At 40.8% G+C, this 23,991-nt stretch carries 23 protein-coding genes and 1 pseudogene; 4 read left to right on the top strand and 20 right to left on the bottom strand.

Annotated features, from left to right (window positions below; genetic code table 11):
- Positions 1–131: 131 nt before the first annotated feature.
- A complete protein-coding gene (locus NX903_RS00690) occupies positions 132–1,316 on the bottom strand; it encodes a DUF4885 domain-containing protein (RefSeq protein ID WP_086343386.1) in 1,185 nt (394 codons plus the stop codon).
- Between the two features lie 131 nt (positions 1,317–1,447).
- On the opposite strand from NX903_RS00690, the gene NX903_RS00685 reads away from it, so the two are divergent.
- Both NX903_RS00685 and NX903_RS00680 read left to right on the top strand, forming a co-directional pair.
- Positions 1,448–2,305 carry a hypothetical protein gene (locus NX903_RS00685; RefSeq protein ID WP_086343385.1) on the top strand — a complete coding sequence of 286 codons (858 nt, stop codon included), beginning with the start codon at positions 1,448–1,450 and terminating at the stop codon, positions 2,303–2,305.
- Between the two features lie 85 nt (positions 2,306–2,390).
- On the top strand, positions 2,391–3,161 hold the full coding sequence (locus NX903_RS00680) for a serine/threonine-protein kinase (protein ID WP_077671182.1): 771 nt from the start codon (positions 2,391–2,393) through the stop codon (positions 3,159–3,161).
- Here the strand turns inward: NX903_RS00680 and NX903_RS00675 are convergent.
- Genes NX903_RS00675 through NX903_RS00660 form a run of 4 tightly spaced genes read right to left on the bottom strand, consistent with a single transcriptional unit; the run spans position 3,146 to position 6,100 of the window.
- Entirely contained in the window at positions 3,146–3,409 is a 264-nt protein-coding gene (locus tag NX903_RS00675; protein WP_024571603.1) for a hypothetical protein, read from the bottom strand. The genes NX903_RS00680 and NX903_RS00675 overlap by 16 nt on opposite strands.
- Positions 3,410–3,466: 57 nt before the next feature.
- Positions 3,467–4,453, bottom strand: a complete 987-nt coding sequence (ybdK, locus tag NX903_RS00670; RefSeq protein ID WP_167553953.1) for a two-component system sensor histidine kinase YbdK — start codon at positions 4,451–4,453, stop codon at positions 3,467–3,469.
- A complete protein-coding gene (ybdJ, locus tag NX903_RS00665) occupies positions 4,450–5,121 on the bottom strand; it encodes a two-component system response regulator YbdJ (RefSeq protein WP_086343384.1) in 672 nt (223 codons plus the stop codon). The genes ybdK and ybdJ overlap by 4 nt, the downstream gene beginning before the upstream one ends.
- Position 5,122: 1 nt before the next feature.
- A complete protein-coding gene (locus NX903_RS00660; protein ID WP_086343383.1) occupies positions 5,123–6,100 on the bottom strand; it encodes an alpha/beta hydrolase in 978 nt (325 codons plus the stop codon).
- A gap of 130 nt (positions 6,101–6,230) precedes the next feature.
- On the opposite strand from NX903_RS00660, the pseudogene NX903_RS00655 reads away from it, so the two are divergent.
- Positions 6,231–6,344: pseudogene (locus NX903_RS00655) on the top strand (MerR family DNA-binding transcriptional regulator); the annotation flags it as partial.
- A gap of 143 nt (positions 6,345–6,487) precedes the next feature.
- Here NX903_RS00655 and NX903_RS00650 read toward each other — a convergent pair.
- From NX903_RS00650 to adaA, 10 genes are all read right to left on the bottom strand, one after another.
- The gene (locus NX903_RS00650; protein WP_144486856.1) at positions 6,488–6,841 is read right to left on the bottom strand and encodes a hypothetical protein; all 354 of its coding nucleotides are present in this window, start codon (positions 6,839–6,841) and stop codon (positions 6,488–6,490) included.
- Positions 6,842–7,048: 207 nt separating this feature from the next.
- Complete coding sequence (locus NX903_RS00645; RefSeq protein ID WP_086343382.1) at positions 7,049–8,221, bottom strand: MFS transporter; 1,173 nt, start codon at positions 8,219–8,221, stop codon at positions 7,049–7,051.
- Positions 8,222–8,347: 126 nt separating this feature from the next.
- Positions 8,348–8,650, bottom strand: a complete 303-nt coding sequence (locus NX903_RS00640) for an ArsR/SmtB family transcription factor (RefSeq protein WP_003234907.1) — start codon at positions 8,648–8,650, stop codon at positions 8,348–8,350.
- A gap of 495 nt (positions 8,651–9,145) precedes the next feature.
- Positions 9,146–9,520, bottom strand: coding sequence for a DUF2294 domain-containing protein (locus tag NX903_RS00635; protein WP_003246482.1), 375 nt, complete (start codon positions 9,518–9,520; stop codon positions 9,146–9,148).
- A gap of 57 nt (positions 9,521–9,577) precedes the next feature.
- A complete protein-coding gene (locus tag NX903_RS00630) occupies positions 9,578–9,868 on the bottom strand; it encodes a DUF6407 family protein (RefSeq protein WP_086343381.1) in 291 nt (96 codons plus the stop codon).
- Positions 9,869–9,931: 63 nt separating this feature from the next.
- Complete coding sequence (locus NX903_RS00625) at positions 9,932–10,459, bottom strand: carbonic anhydrase (protein WP_086343380.1); 528 nt, start codon at positions 10,457–10,459, stop codon at positions 9,932–9,934.
- Between the two features lie 76 nt (positions 10,460–10,535).
- Positions 10,536–13,151, bottom strand: coding sequence for a DUF2309 domain-containing protein (locus NX903_RS00620; RefSeq protein WP_086343379.1), 2,616 nt, complete (start codon positions 13,149–13,151; stop codon positions 10,536–10,538).
- A gap of 14 nt (positions 13,152–13,165) precedes the next feature.
- Complete coding sequence (locus NX903_RS00615; protein WP_086343378.1) at positions 13,166–14,683, bottom strand: NADH dehydrogenase subunit 5; 1,518 nt, start codon at positions 14,681–14,683, stop codon at positions 13,166–13,168.
- 518 nt (positions 14,684–15,201) lie between these two features.
- Complete coding sequence (adaB, locus tag NX903_RS00610; RefSeq protein ID WP_017694950.1) at positions 15,202–15,741, bottom strand: methylated-DNA--[protein]-cysteine S-methyltransferase; 540 nt, start codon at positions 15,739–15,741, stop codon at positions 15,202–15,204.
- Positions 15,728–16,363 carry a bifunctional transcriptional activator/DNA repair enzyme AdaA gene (gene adaA / locus NX903_RS00605; protein WP_017694949.1) on the bottom strand — a complete coding sequence of 212 codons (636 nt, stop codon included), beginning with the start codon at positions 16,361–16,363 and terminating at the stop codon, positions 15,728–15,730. Before adaA ends, adaB begins: the two co-directional genes overlap by 14 nt.
- A 272-nt stretch (positions 16,364–16,635) precedes the next feature.
- Between adaA and alkA the strand changes: the two genes are divergently transcribed.
- Positions 16,636–17,547: a DNA-3-methyladenine glycosidase II gene (gene alkA, locus NX903_RS00600; RefSeq protein WP_086343377.1), complete on the top strand. Its 912-nt coding sequence runs from the start codon at positions 16,636–16,638 to the stop codon at positions 17,545–17,547.
- A gap of 243 nt (positions 17,548–17,790) precedes the next feature.
- On the opposite strand, the gene NX903_RS00595 is transcribed toward alkA, so the two are convergent.
- The 5 genes from NX903_RS00595 to cdaA form a co-directional block, all read right to left on the bottom strand.
- Positions 17,791–17,931 carry a hypothetical protein gene (locus NX903_RS00595; protein ID WP_144486858.1) on the bottom strand — a complete coding sequence of 47 codons (141 nt, stop codon included), beginning with the start codon at positions 17,929–17,931 and terminating at the stop codon, positions 17,791–17,793.
- Positions 17,932–17,977: 46 nt separating this feature from the next.
- Entirely contained in the window at positions 17,978–19,780 is a 1,803-nt protein-coding gene (gene glmS, locus NX903_RS00590; RefSeq protein WP_015252962.1) for a glutamine--fructose-6-phosphate transaminase (isomerizing), read from the bottom strand.
- Positions 19,781–20,213: 433 nt separating this feature from the next.
- Entirely contained in the window at positions 20,214–21,560 is a 1,347-nt protein-coding gene (gene glmM, locus NX903_RS00585) for a phosphoglucosamine mutase (RefSeq protein WP_014478651.1), read from the bottom strand.
- A gap of 18 nt (positions 21,561–21,578) precedes the next feature.
- Positions 21,579–23,033, bottom strand: a complete 1,455-nt coding sequence (gene cdaR, locus NX903_RS00580; protein ID WP_015252963.1) for a CdaA regulatory protein CdaR — start codon at positions 23,031–23,033, stop codon at positions 21,579–21,581.
- Positions 23,026–23,847, bottom strand: a complete 822-nt coding sequence (gene cdaA / locus NX903_RS00575; protein ID WP_042975593.1) for a diadenylate cyclase CdaA — start codon at positions 23,845–23,847, stop codon at positions 23,026–23,028. The genes cdaR and cdaA overlap by 8 nt, the downstream gene beginning before the upstream one ends.
- Positions 23,848–23,991: the final 144 nt, after the last annotated feature.

Genomic DNA, 23,991 nt, shown 5'->3' with positions numbered 1-23,991 from the left:
TGTTCAGAGTTTTGAATCGTTCACTTCTTTTAAAATCTTTTATATAAAAATAATAAAATTGTTTGAATATTAAAATTAATACACCCCTTAGATTCTCATAAAAAATAAGCTGTTCTACATGAACAGCTTACTTAATAATTCACACCCGTTTGACGCTTTAATGCTTCAAGCCACCCGGTATCTCCGGTCCCATAGCTCTTGCTTTGTCCCACATCTCTCAGAGATCCATTGCTGTAATCAATTGATAGGATGAAATCCGGAATGGCATTATACCCGGCTTCCGCGATTTTACTGAGCTCTGAACGATAGTAAGATATAGCATAAGAAGCCGTTTGCTTCTGCACTGGATCTTTTTCAAGCTCTTCCTTATATACATCTATTAAGTCACGTCCATCAGGCGTGACGTACCGTCCATCAATGACTTCTAAATCCTTCAATTGATAACCTGTGACTTCGTACATCTCACGAGCTGCCTGATACTTTTTATAGGCCTCTTCGGAAAATTGTGTTGAATCACTGCTTTGACTTTTCATGATGTGTAAAAATAGTTCTTTGCTGTTGTCTCCAGATTGCAGCACTTGCTCAATTTGCTTGATCAGATCCTGATCGTCTGTCCCGCTCACCCGCACCTGATAGTCAATCGGTGTGATTGTAAACGTCAGCTCTGTCCCCTCTGGAATATGAATATGGTTTCGATTCAACAGCACTTGCAGCTGCTGGTTAACCTGTCCCCGCTGATACACCTTTTCATTCTCAGCTTCCACTTCCCCATGAAATGTGACATTCCGAAACGCAGCATCCTGGAGGTTATAGTTTTGCGCCTTCCCTTTGAATAGCCATTCTGTTTCATTATCGTAAGCGGCCTGTCTTTCTGCAGCTGACAGATCACTTCTGAAATAAGGAGACTTTGAATTTTGGTACTTATCCTTAATATAGCCTAATGGATCAGACTTTGTTTTATTAATCGCATTCATCCTGCTGTATTTTTCATCTAGTATTTTGATTCTGATATCACTCTCAGATTCATAGGGGTTTTGGGATTGAATCACTGTTTCTTCCCCTGTGTCTGTCACTGTTCGATCATTCGCTGATTGATACACTTTGCTGAACGCCCCGCTGTTTCCCGACACGCTGGTTTTAGAATAATTGAACTGATTGATTCCCCCAGTTGAAGATTGTGACTTAAGCCTGCTGTATGCCTTTTCCAGAACTGCCGCTGGATTTTCAGTCGCATTCTCCCGTTTGGCAGGCGCATTCTTGCTCAATATGTTCTGTGCCATCAGCTGAGTGCGGATAAATTGCCGATTCAGACGCATTGAATTCCCTCCCGAGTATTCTCTCTTATTCTTTTTTATCGGCAAAGATAATGTATATATTAACCTTAAAAAACATTTATTTACACCTAAATCGTTATTATGTATGATGGAAATAAAAGGAGGTTGTTTGCATGGTGAAAAAATGGCTTATTCCATTCGCTGTTATGCTGTCTGTCTTATCCACCTTTACGTATTCGGCATCAGCTGTCAGAGTCACTGCTATCACAGGAAACAATTCATTTGATACCGCAATGCCGATCGGTTATTGGAAATATAAAAATATCGATACAACAATACTGGAAGCTGGTCAAGATGAAGCCTATTTCACTTTTACGGCTAATAAGGGAGAAAAAGTATACGTGAGGAGTACATACCAGAGCGCGTATACAGGGATGAAAATTGAAATTTATGACAAGAACAGAATACCTGTTTCTCAAGGGACAGAAGTTATTAACCCTAATACGTTTTCTTCTTTTATTTATGCAAATGCAGACGCCCAAAACACGACAGATACCTTTTATGTGAAAGTGTCACGAGGCACCTATACCGGAAACATGTATTTTACACTTTCAATTGAAGACCGAATCAAATCGGGCAGCGGAACATTCCAATTCAGCGGCGTTGCTGAAAATAAAGGAAATACAAGCCTTAGCCCCTCAGGTTCTGACTCCAGCGTGATCAAGGTTGATTTAACAAACCAATCTGGGATACCGCGTGATGCCATTGTAACCAGAGTTCAGACAACCGCCACTCAAACACCAAGCCAGGGAAATACACGCCACCTGATCATGACGAGCGAAAACAACGAATGGCGCCGTGCTCTTGTAAACAGCTCGACTTCAGGGTCTTATGATATCTCTTTGTCAGATCAACTCAGTGTGGCAAAGGTATGGAGTTTTAAATATAATACATTAGCGACAGCCAGATCGACGATGAGCAACGTAAAAGCAAAAATAGATTATGAATACGACGTGACAAAGCAGTTTTAACTTATACCGAGCCGGTTATCCGGCTCTTTTTTATTCTCAGTCTAGAAGGTAAACTATAGTCAGTACAACCAAGGGAAGTGCAGACATGGCATTAAAACTTCTAAAAAAACTGCTATTTGACCGCCCTCTAAAGAACGGCGTTATCTTAAATCATCAATACAAAATCGAAGAGTGCCTCGGTATGGGAGGCTACGGTTTGGTTTATTTGTGCACCGATATCCTAACTCAAACACCTTATGTCTTAAAACAGCTTCGGCCGACAAAAGCGAAAAAGGAAAAAGAAAAAGTCCGGTTCCAGCAGGAAATAAAACTGCTCAAAAGCATTCACCACCCGCAAATTCCGGGCTTCATAGATGAGTTCATCATAGACGGACAGGCTTATTATGTCATGCAGTTCATTGAGGGAGAGAATATAGAAGAATTATTATTTTTTCGAAAACAGCCGTTCACAGAGCTTATGGCGTTACAACTGATTTCGCAGCTGCTTGAGATTATAGAATACCTGCATGATCGCCTTATTTTCCACAGCGACATCAGAACGCCTAATATCATCATCAATGACGGCAGGCTCTGCCTCATCGATTTCGGCCTTGCCAAACAATTGACTCTTGAAGAAATGGAGGAAATAAAGGTACGAAAACAGGATGACTTCTTCGATCTCGGAGAAACGCTGTTATTCCTGCTGTACTCTCAATATAAAGGAAAAAAGAAGAAAAATGGCACTTGGCTGGAGGAATTAACACTGACAAAGGAAGTAACCTTGCTGCTGAAAAGATTATTGGGCATTGAGGAAGAGTATCAGCACACCGCTTCCATTCGCGAGGATCTAAACCGGGCCATTCAGTCGGTCACATAAAAAAACCCTTGTCCCAAAAGCGGAACAAGAACTTTTTTTGGATTAACTGCTGCTGTAGCTCCGGCGTTTGTAACGATGACTGCCGCCATAACGGTCGTAGTGTCTTCTTTTGCCCGAACTGCTGCTGTAGCTGCGATAATGTCTGCGCCGACTGCTGCTGTAATGCCGGTGTCTGCGATATCGGTCACTAGAACTGCTTGAGAGGTACTTAATCGTTTTGATGATTTTTTTAAACATATGCTGTTCACCCCATTTCTTTCTCCTATTATATAAATTTTATAGGAGAAAGAAAAACATCAGCGGGGTCACTCTTTTGAAAACAAGAACCCCGTTCCGTTATCATTTGTATGCAGCTCATAAGTAATCGCAAGCAGCCTGCATGTATCCTCAATAATCTTTAACCCAAGTCCCTCACTGCTCTCATTCCGATCAAATCCAATACCGTCATCACGAATAAAAACATCGCCATGTTCAATCGTGACTTCCATCTTTTCAGCTTTTGAATGCTTTAACGTATTTTGAAAAATATTATCAAACAGCCTTTGCATCCATAACGCGTTGCTCATCCATATCACATCTTGATCTGCCGGCTTATAGTGCAGCTCAATCCCACTCATACTGTATAAATAATCCCACTTTTTCACCGCTGTTTCTAATAGCTCGTTTAGACGCACTTCTTCATTTACAATATAAGAGCTTTCCAGCGTCTCAGCGGAATATAGATTGAATTCATTGGTTAATTCCGAGATATATTCGATTTGCTGATACAATGATTCGAATACAGCCTGACCATGACATTGGTCTTCCAAATAAAATAACTGCAGCCTGAGAGCCGTTAAAGGTGTATTAATGTCATGCCGCAGTTTTTGCAAAAGCTCCTTTTTGATTTCCTCTTGCTGTCTCAGCTCCAGTTCACGATATGTCGTCCGTTCAATTAACAAATTGACCGACTTGATCAGTTCCCCGATTTCATCCGCACGCTTCACTTCAATTTTATCGGGCACCCTTTGATCACTCGCCAAATGCCGAATGGTTTGATTTAATAGATTGATTTTATGCAACAGAGAATGAATCGACTTTGAAAATAAAAAAGCTAACAATAAGAGCGATATCAAAAATACAACGATCATTGCCGGGTACGCAAACGACCTGTGAAAGGGCATACCATGATTCATCGTTTTAAACATGCTGTCATAAATCACAGACATCAAAACACTGACCGCCAGCAATAGCATCGGAACACTAATGACGGCCGTAAACAATAACAACTGATATTTTGTCTTGAGCTTCATTTCTTCACAACGGTATTCAGCCGATACCCTTCTCCATATATATTTTCAATCATCTCACCCGCTTGATCATTGATTTTAGCTCTGATTTTTTTAATATGCACATTGACAATATTCGGGTTTCTATCTTCGAGCTGCCATAGATATTCAAAGAAATGTTCCTTTGTCAGGATACTGTCTCTTTTTTCATATAAATAAAAGAAAATTTTCCGCTCAATCGCAGTAAATAATACCTCATCATGCAGGCTTTCATTGAACACTTTTTTCGTTACTGCATCAATATACAAATGTTTGATTTGCGTAAAGGTGCCATAATGATGCTCAAGCATATTCCGCATTCTTAATAGCAGCTCTCTCGGATCAAAGGGCTTTACCATATAATCCTCGCCGATCTGCAAACCTTGAAGTTTGCTGTCCATGTCATTACGGGCCGAAAGAAAAATAACCGGAATGCCCAGCCCCAGCTCTTTGATTTTTGCAGACATTTGATACCCGTCTTCACCCGGCAGCATCACATCCATAATGACCAAATCCACCTTCTGAATCACCGAAAGCACATCCGCTCCATCTGTTTTCCATATCACACGATATCCCTCACGCTGCAAAATCTTTTGCAGCAAATCACCAATCATCACATCGTCTTCAACGATTAAAATATGATAACCCTTCATCCTAGCGAACCTTTCTCATAAACTCCATGGACAGTTTATATATTTGATCAGGCTGATATAAATAAATACTGTGTGTTCCCCTCAGTTCCTTTATATCGGCAGTATTGAATTGAGCCGCAAACGCTTTATAGTCTTTTCTGTTTTGTATAGCATACTTTGAATGTCTATTTTGGTCAGAGACCGCATCTAAAATCAAGACGGGAGTTTCCTTTGGCGCCGGCAGATTCACAGATTTGCTGCCGTTTTGGTAAGACTGTAAAAGCTCATGCTCCATATCTGCATTAAAAAATTGCTTAAAGTTAATGGCTTTATAGATTTCTTTTTCTTCATCAGTTAAAAACGACTGCCGAATCACCTCAGGATTATATACAGCGGAAGGTATAAACCGATGAAAACCAATCGAGGTTAACAGGTGGAACCCTCTCACTTTCAATCTGTCAACTCCGCTCAATTTATACGTGACGTACTGCTGGGGCAATCCAATATCCATCGCAATAATGGCCTTGATTTCCTTAGGATATTTCTGTGCCCAATACATCGCTTCAATCCCGGATATCGAATGAGGCATTAAAATATAAGGAGGCTTATTTCCACTTTTCATAAGCGCTTTCCTCGTCTGTTCCAATACTGTATCAATATCTCTGTCATCGTGAGACACTTCACTGTATCCATAACCTGCCCGATCTACAACAGCAATCTTATTTTCTTTTGAAAACTTGCTGTACAGCCCCTTCATTTCATAAGCAGGCGCAGCAATCCCCGAACCGGACATAAACACAAACGTATCCTTCCCGCTTCCCTCTTGATACACATTCATCTTTTTACCGTCAACATCGACTACTGCGCCTTTACCTTTCAGCAGTGCCGCCTCCTTATTTAGCTGGAAATGGTGATAAATAAATACCGAGACGGATACAAGCAAAACCAAAGCAGCCAAGCTGACAAAAACAATTTTGAGGACTTTCCATAATGTTTTCATATGATGCTCCTTTCACTTGATACTGAAAGGATACAATATGAAAATAAATTTCTGATTAACTTTGGAACAGTTTTATTTTCACATTTAACTTTGCCCTTACGGAAAGGTGTACATTTGGAGCTTGGAGGTGATCACTCGGCTATCGATCGGCGAATTTTCAAAGATATGCAAAGTATCAACAAAAACACTGCGATACTATGATGAAATCGGACTCTCCACCCAGAAGACATTAATCCTGAAATGGATATCGGAAGGTCTATCCGCAAAGTCCGAGAATTTCTTATACGCAGCCTTCTCCAAGGAGAACGACATTGAGAAGGCTACCGCTTATATCAATCTTTCACAAAACATAATTCAGGGGTATTTAATCTATTTATTCCTATTTATTCACACATCAAAGTCACCACAAAGCTTTTTCTCTTCTTCCTGCTCGATAAACAGATAATTTTCAGGACGGCCCAAAACAGAAAAAAGCGCCAAAAGCAACTTCCATCCTCGAAGTGGACTTCCGCATCTAAACTTCAACACTTCTCCTTCCGCTAAAGTAAACCTCAAAGTTGGGCTTGTACACCAAGCAATCTTCACTTGAATAACATGCTCACCAGGCGGTAAATCAATTCGCAGCCTCCCTCCATCTTTGATATTTCCCATCTCAGCCCCATCAATTAGCACTGAATACTCTCTCATTTTGTTGATGTACTGCGATGTCCTGCTCATTTCAATGTACGTCTTTTGATTCACGATGACACATCCTCAAAGTAATGATCTTACAGGCGAGAAGCGTTAGAACCCTTCCGCCATACCGTTATTTCCCTTCCTAGTATATTATAACTTGCTGTGCTTCAGCTCTCCGTCGGCAAAAATCCCTTTCAGCTACAGTGTGCTTTCTAGTTGAGCGTATAAAAAAACACCCGCTTGTATAACGAGCGGATGTTAGATCTTTCGAAATTATTGATTGATATCTTTTAGCGCTTGTTTCGGTTGCGAATTGAAAATCAGCAATGATGCAATAATGGCAATCATAACCCCTAACGCACCAACCCAGGTAATCGAGGCCAATGATACGTTTTCCACAAAAACCCCTCCTATTCCTGCGCCGACCGCCATGGCGAATTGCATCATTGACTGATTCATGCTAAGCAAAACACCTGACATTTCCGGTTCTATTGTAGCCAGGTGAAATTGCTGTGTCGGACCGGTAGACCATGCGGCAAACGACCATAATATGAGAATCACCAACACTCCGATATAGGAATGAGTAACAAGTGACAGAAGAATCAGTGTGACGATATGCAACGTCATCCCGCCAACGAGTGTAAAGGGTACTCCCCATTTATCGGTGCTATATCCCCCAAACTTTGATCCAACCAAACTGGCAATTCCAAATATAAGCAAAACACCACTGAGCAGCTTGCCATTTATACCTGAGATGTTCAAGAGATACGGTGACAAATAAGTGTAAGCAACAGAATATCCCCCGAGCCAGAAGAAAGTGATTGATAATCCCATAGCCACTTTCCGTTTTTTGAAAAGAGCAAGCTGTTGAAGCAAAGGCACAGGCTTATCCCCTTCAGTATGCGGAAGAGTAAAGAAAATAACGACCATTGCGATCAATCCCAACAAAGCAATTGCTCCAAATACAGACTTCCAGCCTAATGCTACTGCTATCATTCTTCCAAGCGGAACACCAATGATTAAAGAAGCGGTAAATCCCATCACGACCGTAGCGATGGCACTTCCCTGCTTCCCTTCCGATGCAATTTTAGCGGCAATCGTTAAGGCGGTGACAACCACCACACCTGCTCCCATCGCCATAATGATCCGCGCTGCAATAAACCATCCATAACCAGGCAGTACAAAAGCCAGGACATTACCGAACACAAACAAACATAGGGCATACATCATCAATTTGCGTCTATCCATACTTGCTGTCAACGCCATAAGTACGGGTGTAGAAAGAGCATATACAAGTGAGAAAATGGTAATAAGCTGGCCCGCGGCAGCTAAAGTGATCCCGAGAGTATGAGCAATTTGATCCAAAATTCCGGAAATGATGTACTCTGAGGTTCCAACTAAAAAGCTGACAATGGCTAAAATATAAATTTTCCAAGTGTTAGACATAAAACATTCACTCCTTAATTATTAATAAACATATCACGAATTATCGATATGTTATTATAAAAAATAAACACATCGTAATATGTCGATATGTATGGTGTAAAAATAAACATCTTTTGATGTTTATTTTTATATCTCTGTTTTAAGAAAGTCAGCAAGTTTCCCAATGGCTTCTTCATCTCTTTTGTAATATGTGTACTTTCCAATACGCTCCGCCTTAATCAAGCCGGCTCTTAAAAGGATGGTAAGATATTGAGAAGCTGTCGATTGCGTCATTTTCAATTTGTCTGTTATTTGACTGACACATACCCCGATTGTGTTCATATCAATCCCTTCATGGGGTGCAAAATGACGATCGGGCTCCTTCAGCCATTGTAAAATTTGCAGCCTTGATTCATTTGATAAGGCTTTGAATACTTCAATTGGTTCCATATCGATTATTATATCGTTATATTCCGATATGTCAATCCGTTTTTTGGATATATTTAATTAAAGGTTTATCTCTGACTAATTCCGTGAAATGAAACTGAAGACAGCATATCAATTTTGTTCACCTCTTAAATTTATCATCATGCTTTACGAAATTGGTCTCATAATCATGTCACTAAACACTTGTGGGAACCCGGCAGGTGACAAGGATGTTTTCAATTAAAGTGAATTTAATATTGTTCAAGTGACTAATCACCAGCATCAAATTCATGTATTTAAAATAGATAAAAAAACATCCGCTCATAACAACAGCGGATGTTAGATCTTTCGACAGGAATAACAAGTCAGTGTACTATGAATTGACATCTCTTTATGTCCGCTTAGGATATGAATAAAAGTTATCAATGATGCCATAATTGTAAAACAAAAGAAGCGGCAGTTCATTATGTTCAATTCACAACAGATTCCATACCGTCAAAACATTTTATTTTCTTTAGATTATAAGATCTTTTCCAAATTTTTCTCTAGATCATTACATAATTTAAACACCATCACTCGTTCACCTGTCCGGGAGCTTAAATCAGTATGAAAACTTTTCACTTTTTCTCCGGTTATTTTTAAGATAATATCCTTAAGGCCTTCTATACCTGATTCGACTAACTCCGAACGAGTTTGTTTGATAGATAACATACCCTCTTTTGATCCACAAACTACATATTCGGCTGGTGTTAAAATCCCTTTTAAATTGACGATGATCATGTCCCGCAGTATATCAGTCTTAACAGATACAGACCCCCGTCCAAGATAATCCTTCTCCCATTGAGTAATGGACTTACTGATCTCTGATTCAATAGAACCTTTCGACTTTTTCATATCTAATACATCTCCTGAGCAAAAAAATTGGCATATTCTATTTGTGATTTCGTCTCATTAATATTCTCTTACAACATATCCTTCATATACACCTTCAATATCCAAATCAGTTTTACTGTTTCTTGTGACCACTATCATTTTGGATAACATATTTTCTTCCATCATAGAGTGGACATGCAAAAATCGAACATTTCCTGAATGGGTTTCCTCAACTTCTTCATAAGACTTTAGATGATAAAAATCAATTGCTTTTCTAATTAGTTTTTTCATACATTCCATATTTTCACGATCAAACGAGTTCATTTCCTCTATTGTTTTCGTGACAAAATCAGTTAAATTAGCGCTCATACAATCTCCTTAGAACTGCTTTCTCCATATATAGGTGCGTTTAGAAGTTGAACCTGCATTTCATCATGACAAGCAATGATCAGGTATGGCTTGACCTGTTTTAGCATCAGGACCCTCCATAATTGAGGGTTTTCCATCCTTATGATTAACAAGTAAACCTCGAACTTTAACATGTGACGGCACTAGTGGATGATGTCGAATCATATCAACACTTTTTTCAATGGTGTCACTGCTATTTTCATTTAGCCATTCATCGACCGTACCACCTAAAAATTCAGGCTTGCAATTTTGAAAGAGATAATCCAATGTTTGTATTTTATCTTTCATTGTTTCAAGTTGAGTTAGTCCATTACCTGCGGAAGTCTTCTTATCTTTTGTTCCTACTACAAAAATCTCCTCAACATCTTCCTGATAAATCGCAAAAATAACAGACCTCATGATTTCTCCATAAGGATGTGAAATACTGGCACCATAGCTTTGTATAGTCAACATATTCTCTGCAGAAGTGTTAGTCGCTTCTTGTAAAATAGGCTCCAAACCGTTTTCAATATCCGTCAAAAATAATACTTTTTTATTTTGGTTTACATTCATACAGCACACCTCTTCCTTATGTTTATCATTTTTATTTTGAATAACAAATCCATTTGATAAATGCTTAGATTCATCATTACCAGCTTTCCCAACATCCTTCTGGATCAAGACTAGCCAGTCGGACCCATCCATTTTGAACTTTTTGCAGAAATGCTGAATCATTATTTAATAACCGTTCTACATATTCTCTAGGTGCTTGGATGAGTATCAATAAACGAAGAGGAGAATGATAGGCCTCGTGATCTGATTCCATGACGGATTGCCAAGGCAGTCCGGCTAACAAATCGCTTGCATTCCCCTGCATAACGCCGAGACCTGCAGTAACGGTTTGAGTTGCTTTATTTCCGCTGCCATAATAATGAGGTGCTACCGTTGATGCGTAATATTGTAAATTAATCCATTGGGCTACAGTTCCAGGTCCTGCAATAATATTTGCTAGGAGTTCACCGCTTTCATCCTGCTTCCAATCATAATTATGGAGAAAGGCTCTGCCTTCCAAATCACAATCCTGAGTTAGTTCACGTTTACCGATAATAAAAGCGGCATTACGAGCCAGTCCCCATTCCGGACGTATCTCACTCCAATCTTCCGCAAATCGGTTTGCCTCAGCCTTCGGATTTTTTAGCTTCGATTGGAAATTCGGTAATTGGGCTAGACGTTCTGCGTTTACATGATGTCTCACTTTCGGCATAACGGCTTCAATTTGTTCAAATGCTTCTTGTGCAGCTTCGGAAAGCTCTGGTACATAAAGCCAATGTAATTCATCTACTGTTGTATTATGTTCAGCTGCTGCAAAAACCGTATCCTCAGGAATTTTAATTCCTTCAGCTAAAAGAGCTTCTCGTACCTCTGATAGATTACATAAAGCAGCTAAAACTCTTGCATTGAATCCACCGGCCGCTCCACCGCAGGCACCACAATCAAGGGCTGCAGAATAAGGATTATTAGTGCTTTGACTGCCATGCCCGCAAATTACGACCAATGGTGCGATGTTCTCTGTTAACCCCATCATTTTTAATGCTTGGCGAGCATAGTTCACTTTTTCTTCATCAGTAAAACCCACAGGTATTTCTGCCTCTGTAGCATCATGATGAAGCGAGAGTTTTGTATCAGGTTTGCGTAACCAAGCCTCACGGAGATTACGAATGAAACGACCTGCCTTTCTTGGCACAAAGCTACGGGCTGCCATTTGCAGAGTTAGCCAAGGTCCGCTTAGCTCAGGCAGTAGTAAGCTCGAAAGCGCATTCTGCTTCATCGTTTTAAAGGTATGGCTTAAAGAATGAATTGCTTGCTTCCGTTGATTGTATTTTTTGAATACATCCTCATCTGCGAACTCTTTTATTTTATTTTGCGGTTTTTGTATGATCGGTAACGAAGCATGACTGTGTTTACTGCCAAGTTCACAAGTTGCAATCGGCACCCCGAAGAAACCAGCAATACCAATCGTTTCAAACGGGCCTTCTTTTTCTAGTTGACGACGAAAAGGTTCTGATCGTACATCGATGCAGAATGCTAATTGAGCTAATGCAGATTTTTCACCGCCGGTTTCACGTTGTTTCGAGATGATCTTCTGGCTTAATCGATCAGTGTACGTTTGTTCCCAAGCTTCTAACCAAAGTTTCTTGCGAAGTTTCTCATCAAAGCTGTAGGCAAATGATAAATATTCGTTTTGTTCAATGGCCGTCATCTGTGACCATTCTTCTAATGTAAGCCCACCCCAATGAATCCAAGCTGCTATAAGGGGAGCAATTGAAATTGTTTTCTTAGATCGTTCATTAGTCAAAGGTAAGTATGGCTTTATAAGAGCCCACTCCATGGATATTCGAACCGCTAAATATTCTGTTAGGAGTGCATGTTCGTGGCTCGATTGCTGGGAGCGCCAAAGCATCATCCCTGCCCATCCAGGTAATGAAAGTAAATGACCTTCAAGATAAGTCTGGATTTCTGACTCTGGGATTTCTAGTGCGAATAAGGCTTCCTGTAAAGCCAAATGTGCCTCTTTCGGCCAATCCTTTACCCTTTCTCGCTGCTTTTTGCTAAGTGCTGGATCATATTGAATGAGATGCTGCCAAGCACGATAGAAACCTTCCTCACGATTAGGCATTGTCCAGCCTGCTTGAGAGTCATCAAGATATAATTTACTCCACTTAATGACATGATGATCTAGTATATTGACTAGCCTTTCACCATCTTGATTCTCTATATACGAACTTAGTGGCTGCATAAACACATTCTCGATATGATCCAATCCACTACATTCACCTACTAATTTCTCCAGCTCATGTGATGATAAAAGGTCGGAAGGCAGGGGATCTAACTTTAATGCAGCATGACAAAATCGCTCTGCTACGTCCCGTGGGATGTGATAGGAATGTGAATCAAGCCAACGCTGCAGCCCCATTTCCACAAAATCTTCATCAATCTCACCTTTATTCTTTGCTGAACGGATCATAGACGCACTAGGGTATATATCAACATCGCGAGTGTTTTTCAACCAACTTGCAACCTGATCAAAAGGTTGGTTTTCAAGTCCCATCCACGGATTACGTGCAGCAAATGTAGAAATAGGCCAAAGTGGCGCAATCACTCGGCTGGCAGATGTAATGAAAACGTTAAGATCCCCTTCTTGAACATCAATATCTGTATCTATCTTTTTTACATTATCTTTCGTTAATACGGATGTAATGCCCATCTCAGATTAGCTCCTTATGAAATATATTGTTTAAGGTAGTCTGGGTGACTCTCTACTGACTTTGGTTTTGCTTCACCTAATCGGACTAACCAAAGATAGAGTACCGCGAAAAAAACGGAAGAACGATGACGAGCAACCCACGTACCTAAAGCACTGCCAAAGAGTAAGAGACATACGACAATCATGACAGCTGACATTGGAGGTTGAACACTTTGAAAAATGGTTGTATGCAGCCACTTATAGAAAAGGTTATGAATGATAAAATATACGAGGGCTGCTCCTCCTAAAACAGTTAAGCCAGCAATTCGGCCAATTCGGCCCTCTCCAAAAGCGACAAGCTGAGTCCAAGAAACGGACAATGACCACCCTAAGATCAGCGCACTGATTAAGTGATACCCGTCCCCAGGAGCAGTGAGCCAAAAAGCAACACCTATAACTAAGGATAAAATCCGACCAGCCATGGCCCATAAATAGGATGTTCTTTCATTAGTGCGAGCCGATACTTCATGACGCCCTACTGCTGAACCAGCTTGTAGAAACAACGTAGCTTTGAATAAACCATGTAAAATAAGATGAATAATGGCTGCTATATAGGCGCCTAATGCACACTGAATGAGCATAAACCCCATTTGTCCAATCGTGGAGCCTACTAACTGGCGTTTATAATCAACCTGGACTAAACTAATTCCAGTTCCAATCAATACAGAAATGCCAGCAAGCAGAAGTAAGATAATCGAAGCGATACCACCATGAAATAGAGGTGAAAATCGAGTTAGTATTATTCCTCCAGCATTTACTAAACCTGCATGCATAATTGCAGAAACTGGGGTTGGAGCAACAATAGACTCAACCAACCATCTTTGGAACGGCCATTGAGCTGCAGGAATAATCACTGCTAATACAATCAATAGCTGAATCCCTGTTCTCTCCCATTCTCCCAGCCCAGCTAAACTTTCATTTGTTACAACCAATGATAACTGCCATTGACCTGTGGCATGAAAAAGCCACATCATCGCAAAAAACAAAGAAAACCAACTTAACAAAAATAACCGGCCAGAAATTTTGGCTGCTTCACTAGCCACTTGCCAAGCACTGTTTAACCTAATAAGTAAGGTTAAACCAACAAGAGTTGCTCCCCAAAATAGAACCATCAAGCGGAGATCGCCACTTAACCATGTCATTGAAGCAGTACCTGTTGTGAAAGTAAAAAGCGCAAAATATTTTCGATAAGATCGATCCCCCATTAAGTAACGTACAGAAAAACGCTGAATGATGAATCCAATTGCAAGAACAAAGAAAGTCATTAAACAAGCTAAGGAATCTAAGTGCCAAGGGCCAACATTTCCACTCACACCACTATTGGCAAGAATCAGTAAGGAAACCAAAAGTGGTAAAGCCAAGATCCCAATATGAATGCGAACAAAACTCAAGGGTACTCGCGGATGTAAAAACAATAGTCCACTAATCCCAGAAGCCATAAGCATAATAAAAAATAATGTTAATAATGATGACAAACTCAGCGAAACTAACATTCTAAATTCTCCCTTTTTTAAAACTCATTATTGGTCAAAAGACCTTTCAATCAGATCATATTTGTCTATTATTTATTTCAATTTTTATTTATCTCTATTTTTTTCCAACAAAAAAGCCGACAACTTCAAAATTTCAATGATTATGTTAGATCATTGAATCCTGAAAATTGTCGGCTTCACTTCAACTAACTTCAGCGAAGTTTTTTGAAGTGCTACCTTATTATTGGTCTTTACTTTATGCTATGTTTTCATTTCCTTTAATATAGCCCTGATTATCAAATAAATCGACTCATGTTCTCTTCCTTTTTTATTAGGATACTTTTTCATCCTATCAATATTTAAAATTAAATATGAAAAGAATGCTAAAGGCCTACATATTTTAAAAGGAAAAATAAACATCTGCATCGATTATTAAGTTACGTATAAGATATGCTAAATTTTAAAAGTTGTCAAGTTTATCAGTAAACTGGTCTTTACTTTCCTCTAAAAGAATCCAACCCATTATAGATGATTCACTTTCAATGAGGAACATCCATTTCAGATGAAGCTCGCTTTTCCAGATCGAGGAGCAGTGTCTTCATTTCGAATCCGCCCCGATAGCCAGTTAATGAGCCATTCTTTCCTATTACACGATGGCACGGTACAGTAATTAATACCGGATTAGCCCCAATAGCCGCACCTACAGCACGAACAGCTGCTGGTTTATTTATTTCATTTGCAATGTCGGAATAGGATTTCGTCTGTCCATAAGGAATTTCACAAAGTGCATTCCAGACTGCTAGCTGAAATTGCGTACCGGCGTACTCAACTGGAACAGTAAAGTTTTTCCGCTTTCCTTCTAGATATTGAGTGATTTCAACGGCATAGGGTTCAAGCTTATCATCATCTTCAACAAGAAGACTTCCCGGAAAGCGTTTCCTAGCCCATTCGAACAATTCCTCGATTGGTTTGTTCTGTGAACCTACAAACACAAGCCCCTTTAAAGTTGAAGCAATATAAAAATTCCACTCCTTGAACATTAGTAAAGACCAATAAAGGGTTGGTTTATTTGTTTCCATTGTACGTTTCCTCCATTTTACTCATTTGACGAAATTGTGCTGGTGTCTGTCCAGTTTTCTTTTTAAATAAAGTAATAAAATAAGGCGCGTTAGCTATACCCACACATATAGCGATATCTCCAATCGATTTATTTGTCTGAATCAAATACTTTTTAGCCGCGTGTACTCTAACTTGTTGTATATACTCAACCAGCGTAATGCCTTTAATCTTTTTAAATGTTCGATGCATATGATACGGACTCCCATGACAAATATCTGCTAACGATTCTAGCGTTAATTTTTCTGTGAAATTTTTATCAATGTATTCAGTAATTAGATCAACCCACTCGCTATCAGGCATTTTTTCATTAGTGGGCTTGCAACGTTTACAAGGGCGAAAATTTGCGCGGAGAGCTTGTTCTGCGTTTGGAAAAATACATACATTTTCTTTTTTCGGAACGCGAGATTTACAGGATGGTTTACAGAATATCCCTGTCGATTTTACAGCGTAGAAAAATTGATTATTGTACGCTGCATCATTATTTATAATTGCTTGCCACTTTTCATCTGTTATCATTTCTACATCATTCGAAATTCTATGCTCATGGCTCTCTTTATGTCCGTTATTGATACTATCCGGCATTTATCTCACCTCTCCTTACAATGCTCATCTAATTCAGTTTGAATTGAATCCCAATTTAAATTTTCGACACGCGTTTTTTATATCTTGGGCCATTTTTATCTACTCCCGTTTAGCATTCTTGATAACTACACTATAACCTCATAAATAGAAAAAAATAAGGTGGTTAGAATGTAATAGCAAGATAACAAAATGAGTAAAGATGATTATGTGATAAACTAATTTCAACCAGCGTGAGTTTTCTTATAATTATTTAAGATAAGGAGAATGAAAAAGTGACATGGCATGAAGTCAATGATGTTATTGTCATTACATTACCTGAAATTTTCGACATGAATGCGAACCTAGGCTATCTAACCAGAGAAAAAAATGAATGCATGTATGAAATAGAGAACAATATCATTACAAAAGTTATAGCCAATGGGGAAATTCGGTCCTTAGTGCAGGTAAGCGTAATCAATAATAAACAAATGGTTGTTCAATTCCTAAACGATTCTAGACCTGTTGAGCAGTGGAAACGGGAAGAGATTGTAAAATATATTCATGAATGGTTTGATCTTGATAACGATTTAACACCATTTTATGAAATGGCAAAAGCAGATCCATTACTTAAAATGCCTGCCCGAAAATTTTATGGGTTGCGAGTTATCGGCATTCCCGATTTATTTGAAGCTTTATGTTGGGGAGTTTTAGGACAACAAATTAACTTAGCCTTCGCGTACTCCTTAAAGAAGCAATTTGTAGAAGCATTTGGCGATTCTATTGAATGGAATGGTAAAAAGTATTGGGTGTTCCCACCGTACGAACGAATTGCACGGTTAACCCCTACCGACCTGGCAGATATTAAAATGACGGTAAAAAAAAGTGAATATATCATTGGAATAGCCAGATTAATGGCAAGTGGAGAATTATCGAGGGAAAAATTAATGAAAATGAACTTTAAAGATGCTGAAAAAAACTTAATTAAAATACGAGGAATCGGTCCTTGGACAGCCAATTATGTTCTAATGCGCTGCCTTAGGTTCCCGACAGCTTTTCCAATCGATGATGTGGGTCTTATTCATTCGATAAAAATATTACGTAATATGAACCGAAAGCCTACGAAAGATGAAATCTTAGAAATATCGGTTCCATGGAAAGAATGGCAATCATACGCTACCTTTTATTTATGGCGTGTCCTTTACTGAATCATTTCAACTTAAACCGGAATGTACTCAATAACAAAAGAATGAATTTTAAAACCTAAGGCCCACAAGTACATTCTCTTTTCATCTTTCATTTTAATGTCATGAATTTCTCGCCCCTTATTAAATGTCATAAAAAATCTGTTGTCATTACAATAGGCTCTCCGGTCTGCTATTACATAAGAAAATTCAGGTGAAAGTAAAAGCAGTTTCGCTCCACTGAAAAATTCATGCAGTCTACTAGTTTTAAAGCCTTTTAAGCTCGTTAACTGGCCTTATGAGGAAACATCTTAAATCTATAGCCATGGCCGATCGATAGTCGAGTCCTGTACAATCACCTTCTTTAATCCATTTTTCCACTGTAGACGTTCTTTCTCTTTTGGACATAAAAACACCCCTTTAGACAATCTTATCCAAAGGGGTTAAACATTTATTACTCCACAGTAACACTCTTCGCAAGGTTACGCGGTTTATCAACATCACAGCCGCGATGCAGTGCAGCATAGTAAGCGATCAGCTGCAATGGAACAACAGATACCAACGGAGCAAGCGCTGGGTTTACTTCCGGCAGTACGAATCTGTCATCCGCATCGTCTAGGCCTTTTAGTGAGATGATGCATGTGTTTGCTCCGCGAGCGGCAACTTCTTTGACGTTTCCGCGGATGCTTAGGTTTACGTGCTCTTGAGTTGCCAGTGCGAATACTGGTGTTCCTTGTTCGATCAAGGCAATCGTTCCGTGCTTTAGCTCACCGCCGGCAAAACCTTCTGCCTGGATGTAAGAAATCTCTTTCAGCTTCAGTGCGCCTTCGACACATACGAAGTAGTCAAGGCCGCGTCCGATGAAGAAAGCGTTTCTGGATACAGTCAGGTATTCACGGGCGATCATTTCCATTTCGTCTTTCTGGTCGCATAGAGCTTCCATTGCGTTTGCAGCGATACCGAGTTCTTTGACGAGGTCAAATCCGATATCGATGCCGTTTTTGTCAGCAGCCACAGAAGCAAGAACCGCAAGAACTGCAATTTGTGCAGTGTATGCTTTCGTTGACGCAACAGCGATCTCAGGGCCTGCATGAAGCAGCAATGTATAGTCAGCTTCACGAGAAAGCGTTGATCCAGGTACGTTTGTGATTGTCAGGGCTTTGTGTCCGAGTGCTTTGACTTGAACGAGAACCGCGCGGCTGTCTGCTGTTTCTCCGCTTTGAGAAAGGAAAATGAAGAGCGGTTTCTTAGACAGAAGCGGCATGTTGTAGGAGAATTCACTCGCTACATGCACTTCAACCGGCACGTTTGCCCACATTTCAATATATTGTTTACCGACAAGTCCTGCATGGTAGCTTGTTCCGCAGCCAATGATATAGATGCGGTCCGCTTCCGCTACAGCGGCAGCGATATCACCAGGCACAGACAGCTTGCCGTTTTCATCTTGATACGTTTGGATAATTTTGCGCATAACAACAGGCTGCTCATCCGTTTCTTTCAACATGTAGTGAGGGTATGTGCCTTTTTCGATATCACTGGCATCAAGCTCAGCAATATAAGACGCACGTGTAATCACGTCACCATCAAGGTTTTTGATGACAACTTGGTCATCAGTGACGATAACCATTTCTTTATCCATCAGCTCAACATATTCGTTGGTTACTTGAAGCATCGCCATTGCATCAGATGCTACGACGTTGAATGTATCTCCAAGACCTACTAATAGAGGGCTTTTGTTTTTCGCTACAAAAATCGTTTCTCTGTTGTCGTTATCGAATAAAGCAATTGCATAAGAGCCTTTTAACAGTGTAAGTGTTTTACGGAACGCTTCTTCTGTCTCAAGTCCTCCATTGACGAATTGCTCGATTACTTGAACGACTACTTCTGTATCGGTGTCACTTTTGAGCTCTACATCTTGCAAATACTCTTGCTTGAGCTGAACATAGTTCTCGATCACGCCGTTATGAACAAGTGTAAAGCGGCCCAGTGCGCTTTGATGCGGGTGAGCGTTCAGATAGCTTGGTTCGCCGTGTGTAGCCCAGCGAGTATGCCCAATTCCGGCTTTCGCCTCTACATTGGCATCCACAACTTCACGAAGATCTGCAATGCGTCCTTTTTCTTTGAACACATGGATTCCCTGTTCGTTGGCAACAGCAATACCAGCAGAGTCATAACCGCGATACTCAAGCTTCTCTAACCCTTTTAATAAAATTTCCTTCGCATCAAGCTGACCGATATAACCTACGATTCCACACATATTTTTCTTCCTCCTAAGATTGTAAAAGGAGACGAAGAAAGTCAAATTTCAAGGGGACTTTCAATCGTCCCCTCCTACATGTTTTTTGGAAGATCATGTGATTTCTCTTTGTTCAAGGAGTCACCCCCTTGGTTTGAAGAAATCCTTACGGCTGTGATCTGCACACTCAGCCGGGAGGCATCCGCCGAAAATTCGATAACCTCCATCCTCGTCAACTAAGCCTTTTTCCGGGCGCTTAGTTCGGGCGCTATAATTATAGGTAAAGCAATAATCCCGTCTTCTTTTCCTATTGAGAAAATAAGAACAAGACAAGCTTGATTTTACAACATGTGGCATAAACGGTCAATTGTTTTTTAAACAACTTTGCCGTATGTCTCACAATTATCTTATGTAATCCTCGCTTGTCTTGTTCACTCTCTGATAATAGACTTCGTTACTCTAATCCCATTTCTGACCGGACGACTTCAACAATGCGATTGACATACTCATCGCACAGCTCTTTCGTCTTCGCTTCAGCCATGACACGGACGAGCGGTTCAGTTCCTGAAGGGCGCACCAAAATCCGGCCGTCGCCGTTCATTTCTTTTTCAACTTCAGAAATAACTGCTTTTACTTTTTCATTTTCTTCAACTTTATATTTATCAGTCACTCTCACATTGACTAACAGCTGCGGGAACTTCTGCATTTCAGCTGCAAGCTCTGACAGTGGCTTGCCTGTGGCTTTCAAAGTGTTCATCAGCATAATAGCAGACAATAATCCGTCCCCTGTCGTGTTGTAATCAAGGAAAATAAGATGTCCTGACTGCTCTCCGCCGACGTTGTAGCCGTCTTTTTTCATTGCTTCTACTACGTAGCGGTCGCCGACAGCTGTCTGTACGCTTTTGATGCCTTCTTTTTCGAGCGCCTTATAGAAGCCGAGGTTGCTCATCACGGTTGAAACCAAAGTATCATCCTTTAAACGGCCCTCTGATTTCAGATGTTTTGAGCATATGTACATGATTTGGTCGCCGTCTACAATATTTCCTTTTTCATCGACAGCAATCAGGCGGTCGCCGTCACCGTCGAACGCAAGACCAAGATCCGCGTTTTTCTCTTTGACAAACGCGCTGAGCGCTTCGGGATGAGTCGAACCGACGCCGTCATTAATGTTTAATCCGTTCGGGGAAGTCCCCATTGTAGAAACATCTGCATCTAAATCAGCAAACAGGTGTGTCGCCAAGGATGACGTTGCGCCATGGGCACAGTCCAATGCCACATGAATGCCTGTGAAATCTTCATCAGCTGTCTGTTTTAAGAATTGCAGATATTTTTGTCCGCCTTCAAAATAATCGTTTACAAGTCCAAGGTCTGCTCCGACAGGTCTTGGCAGCTTATCCTCAGGTTCGTCCATCAGGCGCTCAATTTCAGCCTCTTGTTCATCAGAAAGCTTAAATCCATCTCCCCCAAAGAATTTGATGCCGTTATCCTGCACTGGGTTATGAGAAGCGGAAATCATGACGCCCGCCTCTGCATCCATCGCTTTTGTCAAATAAGATACACCTGGTGTAGAAATGACACCCAGGCGCATGACTTCTGCGCCAATGGATAAAAGTCCGGCGACAAGGGCTCCCTCCAGCATATGGCCGGAGATGCGTGTATCGCGGCCTATCAGCACTTTTGGACGTTGTTTGTCTTTTGTCAGCACATAACCGCCGAAACGTCCGACTTTAAAGGCCAGCTCAGGTGTAAGCTCACTATTGGCGACACCTCTTACACCGTCTGTTCCAAAATACTTGCCCATTTTATAATCGCTCCTTTTTTATTCCGATGAGGATTGTGAATTCGCAGTGGATTCATCCTCATCCTGATCTTGGTTTTGATCTTTATTTTCGTCTTGGTTTTGATCGTTGTTGTTTTTATCAGTGTTCTTTGTATCTTCTTGCTGATTGTTCTTTTGATCATTTGTTTGTTTATCTGTGTCATCCTGGTTCCCTGATGTATTGCTGCTGTTATCATTCGTTGATGTATTGCTTTTCTTAGACGTCAGCTTGATTTTGGCGTTTTTCCGCCCCAAGGACCAAGTTACATTCTGTGGCCCGTTCACTTCAAGCTTCACGCTATGCTCCCCGTCCTCTAAATCTGAAACATTCACATACAATTCAATATCTGATTTTTTCAGTTTTTTTATATTCGCGGGAGAGCCTTTAGCCGTTACATCTATAGCTTGTGATTCAGGATCAAGAAATTCAATGTTTTGTGAGCTGCTCAGCCCTACAGTCTTGATAGGGACATTCTCGAACTTCTGATCCGCTTCACTATCGACTTCTATATGCAAAGTCACCTTTGACGGTGAGATTTTTTTGACACCGTCAGGAAGCGGAATATCTGCCTCGATATCGGAATCCTTGTTAATTTTACTTAAATCTAAGCTGACGCCGTCAATAAATTCAAGAGAATCCAACACATCCTGTGAGCCGTAAACCGTTACCTCACTGGGGCTGGATTCAATATTCGCTATGCTGACACCGTCAGGAAGGCTTCCTGTCCGTTCAATTTTAAAGGGCACTTTTTTACTCGGGCTTGTCACCGGAACGGTAATCTTGATGACCGAGGGCTCCACGTCGACAGGAAGCGCGTTTCCGTCTTTATCATAGACAGTCACTTTCGCTTCCTTTTCAATCGTTTCATCTGCGTTTTCCAAATTCACTGAAGCTTTTACAAGAGAAATATTATCGATGACATTTTTCGATCCGGTAATCTGCACATTTTTCGGACTGACAATCGGCTGCTCCGGAGAATAGCCTTTTTTCATCTTGCTTTTGTTGTAGTACTCCACTTCTACGGGAAAACTTTTGGTCGTCCGTTCCTGAATGGTCACTGTCGTAACAGACGGATTAATTGAGATTGTCAGCCCATCCGACACGTTTTTGGCCTTAAGCTCAACCTTATGCGTGCCGGTTTTCAAATGTTCCATATCGGCATATATTTCAAAGTTCTTGGTCTGCCGAGCCTTTTTCACGGCGCTTGTCGAGCCTTTTATCGTGACATTAACCGTTTGCGGAACACCCGTCACGACGTAATTTTCATCATCATAATACGCTTTAACCGGGATATCAGTCAGAGTTGCTTCATCAGTTGTTGATGTCGGAAAGAAAGATTCACCCGGTTTTTTTGGAGTCGGTGCTTGGTTGCTGTTAACCGCCACATAAAGCAAGAGCGCGAAAAGCAGAGCAATGATTTTCACAGCCCAGCGGTTGTTTAAGAATTTATCCATTTTTCTTGCCCCTCCAATACCAGCGGTTAGAAGAAGTGTCTCTGGTGTTTTTCTTAAACTCGGCTTCAAGCATTTCTTTCAGCGCTTCTTCTGTTAGCTCTCTGTGAAGGTCGCCGTTCCTTGCCACACTGACGCCGCCGGTCTCTTCAGACACAATAATCGTCAAACTGTCTGTTACTTCACTGATACCGACAGCCGCTCTGTGCCGCGTGCCCAGTTCTTTTGAAATAAACGGGCTCTCAGAAAGCGGCAGATAACAGGCGGCCGCGGCAATTTCATTATTTTTCATAATCACCGCACCGTCATGAAGCGGGGTGTTTGGGATAAAAATATTGATCAGCAGCTCAGAGCTGACTTTGGCATTCAGTGGTATGCCGGTCTCAATATAATCCCCCATTCCAGTATCCCGCTCAATGGTAAGCAAGGCGCCTATACGGCGTTTCGCCATATAATTGATCGCTTTTGTAATGGCCTCAATCGTTTTCTGCTGCGCTTCTTCAACAGGCGTGCCGCTCCTCGAAAAAAAGCGGCCGCGGCCTAGCTGTTCAAGCGCTCTTCTCAGCTCAGGCTGAAAAATAATAATAATTGCTAAAAATCCCCATGTTATCGCTTGGTCCATCAGCCATTGAAGTGTGCTGAGGCCCAAATATTGGCTGGCCATACGAACAAGCACGATGACTACAATTCCTTTTAACAGCTGAACCGCTTTCGTGCCGCGTATCACCATAATCAATTTATATATCACATACCAAACAAGGAGAATATCAACGGCATTGCCGAGGTACTGCAAAAAAGGGATATCCTCAAAAGCCATTTCCTCGTCCTCCAAGATTTCAGTCATTTCGTATTTTGTGTTTTACGTGTTACGCATATGTACTTTACATAGCGAGCCCATTATACCACATTTCGATTTAGCAAGTGAAATGTGCCAGCGCTCTCAGCCCGCAAAAAAAGAGCA

Source organism: Bacillus sp. FSL R5-0576 (assembly GCF_038004765.1).
GTDB classification, from domain to species: Bacteria; Bacillota; Bacilli; order Bacillales; family Bacillaceae; genus Bacillus; species Bacillus subtilis.
The sequence above is the reverse complement of the archived record's forward strand: the minus strand, read 5'-3'. Positions and strand labels throughout refer to the sequence as shown.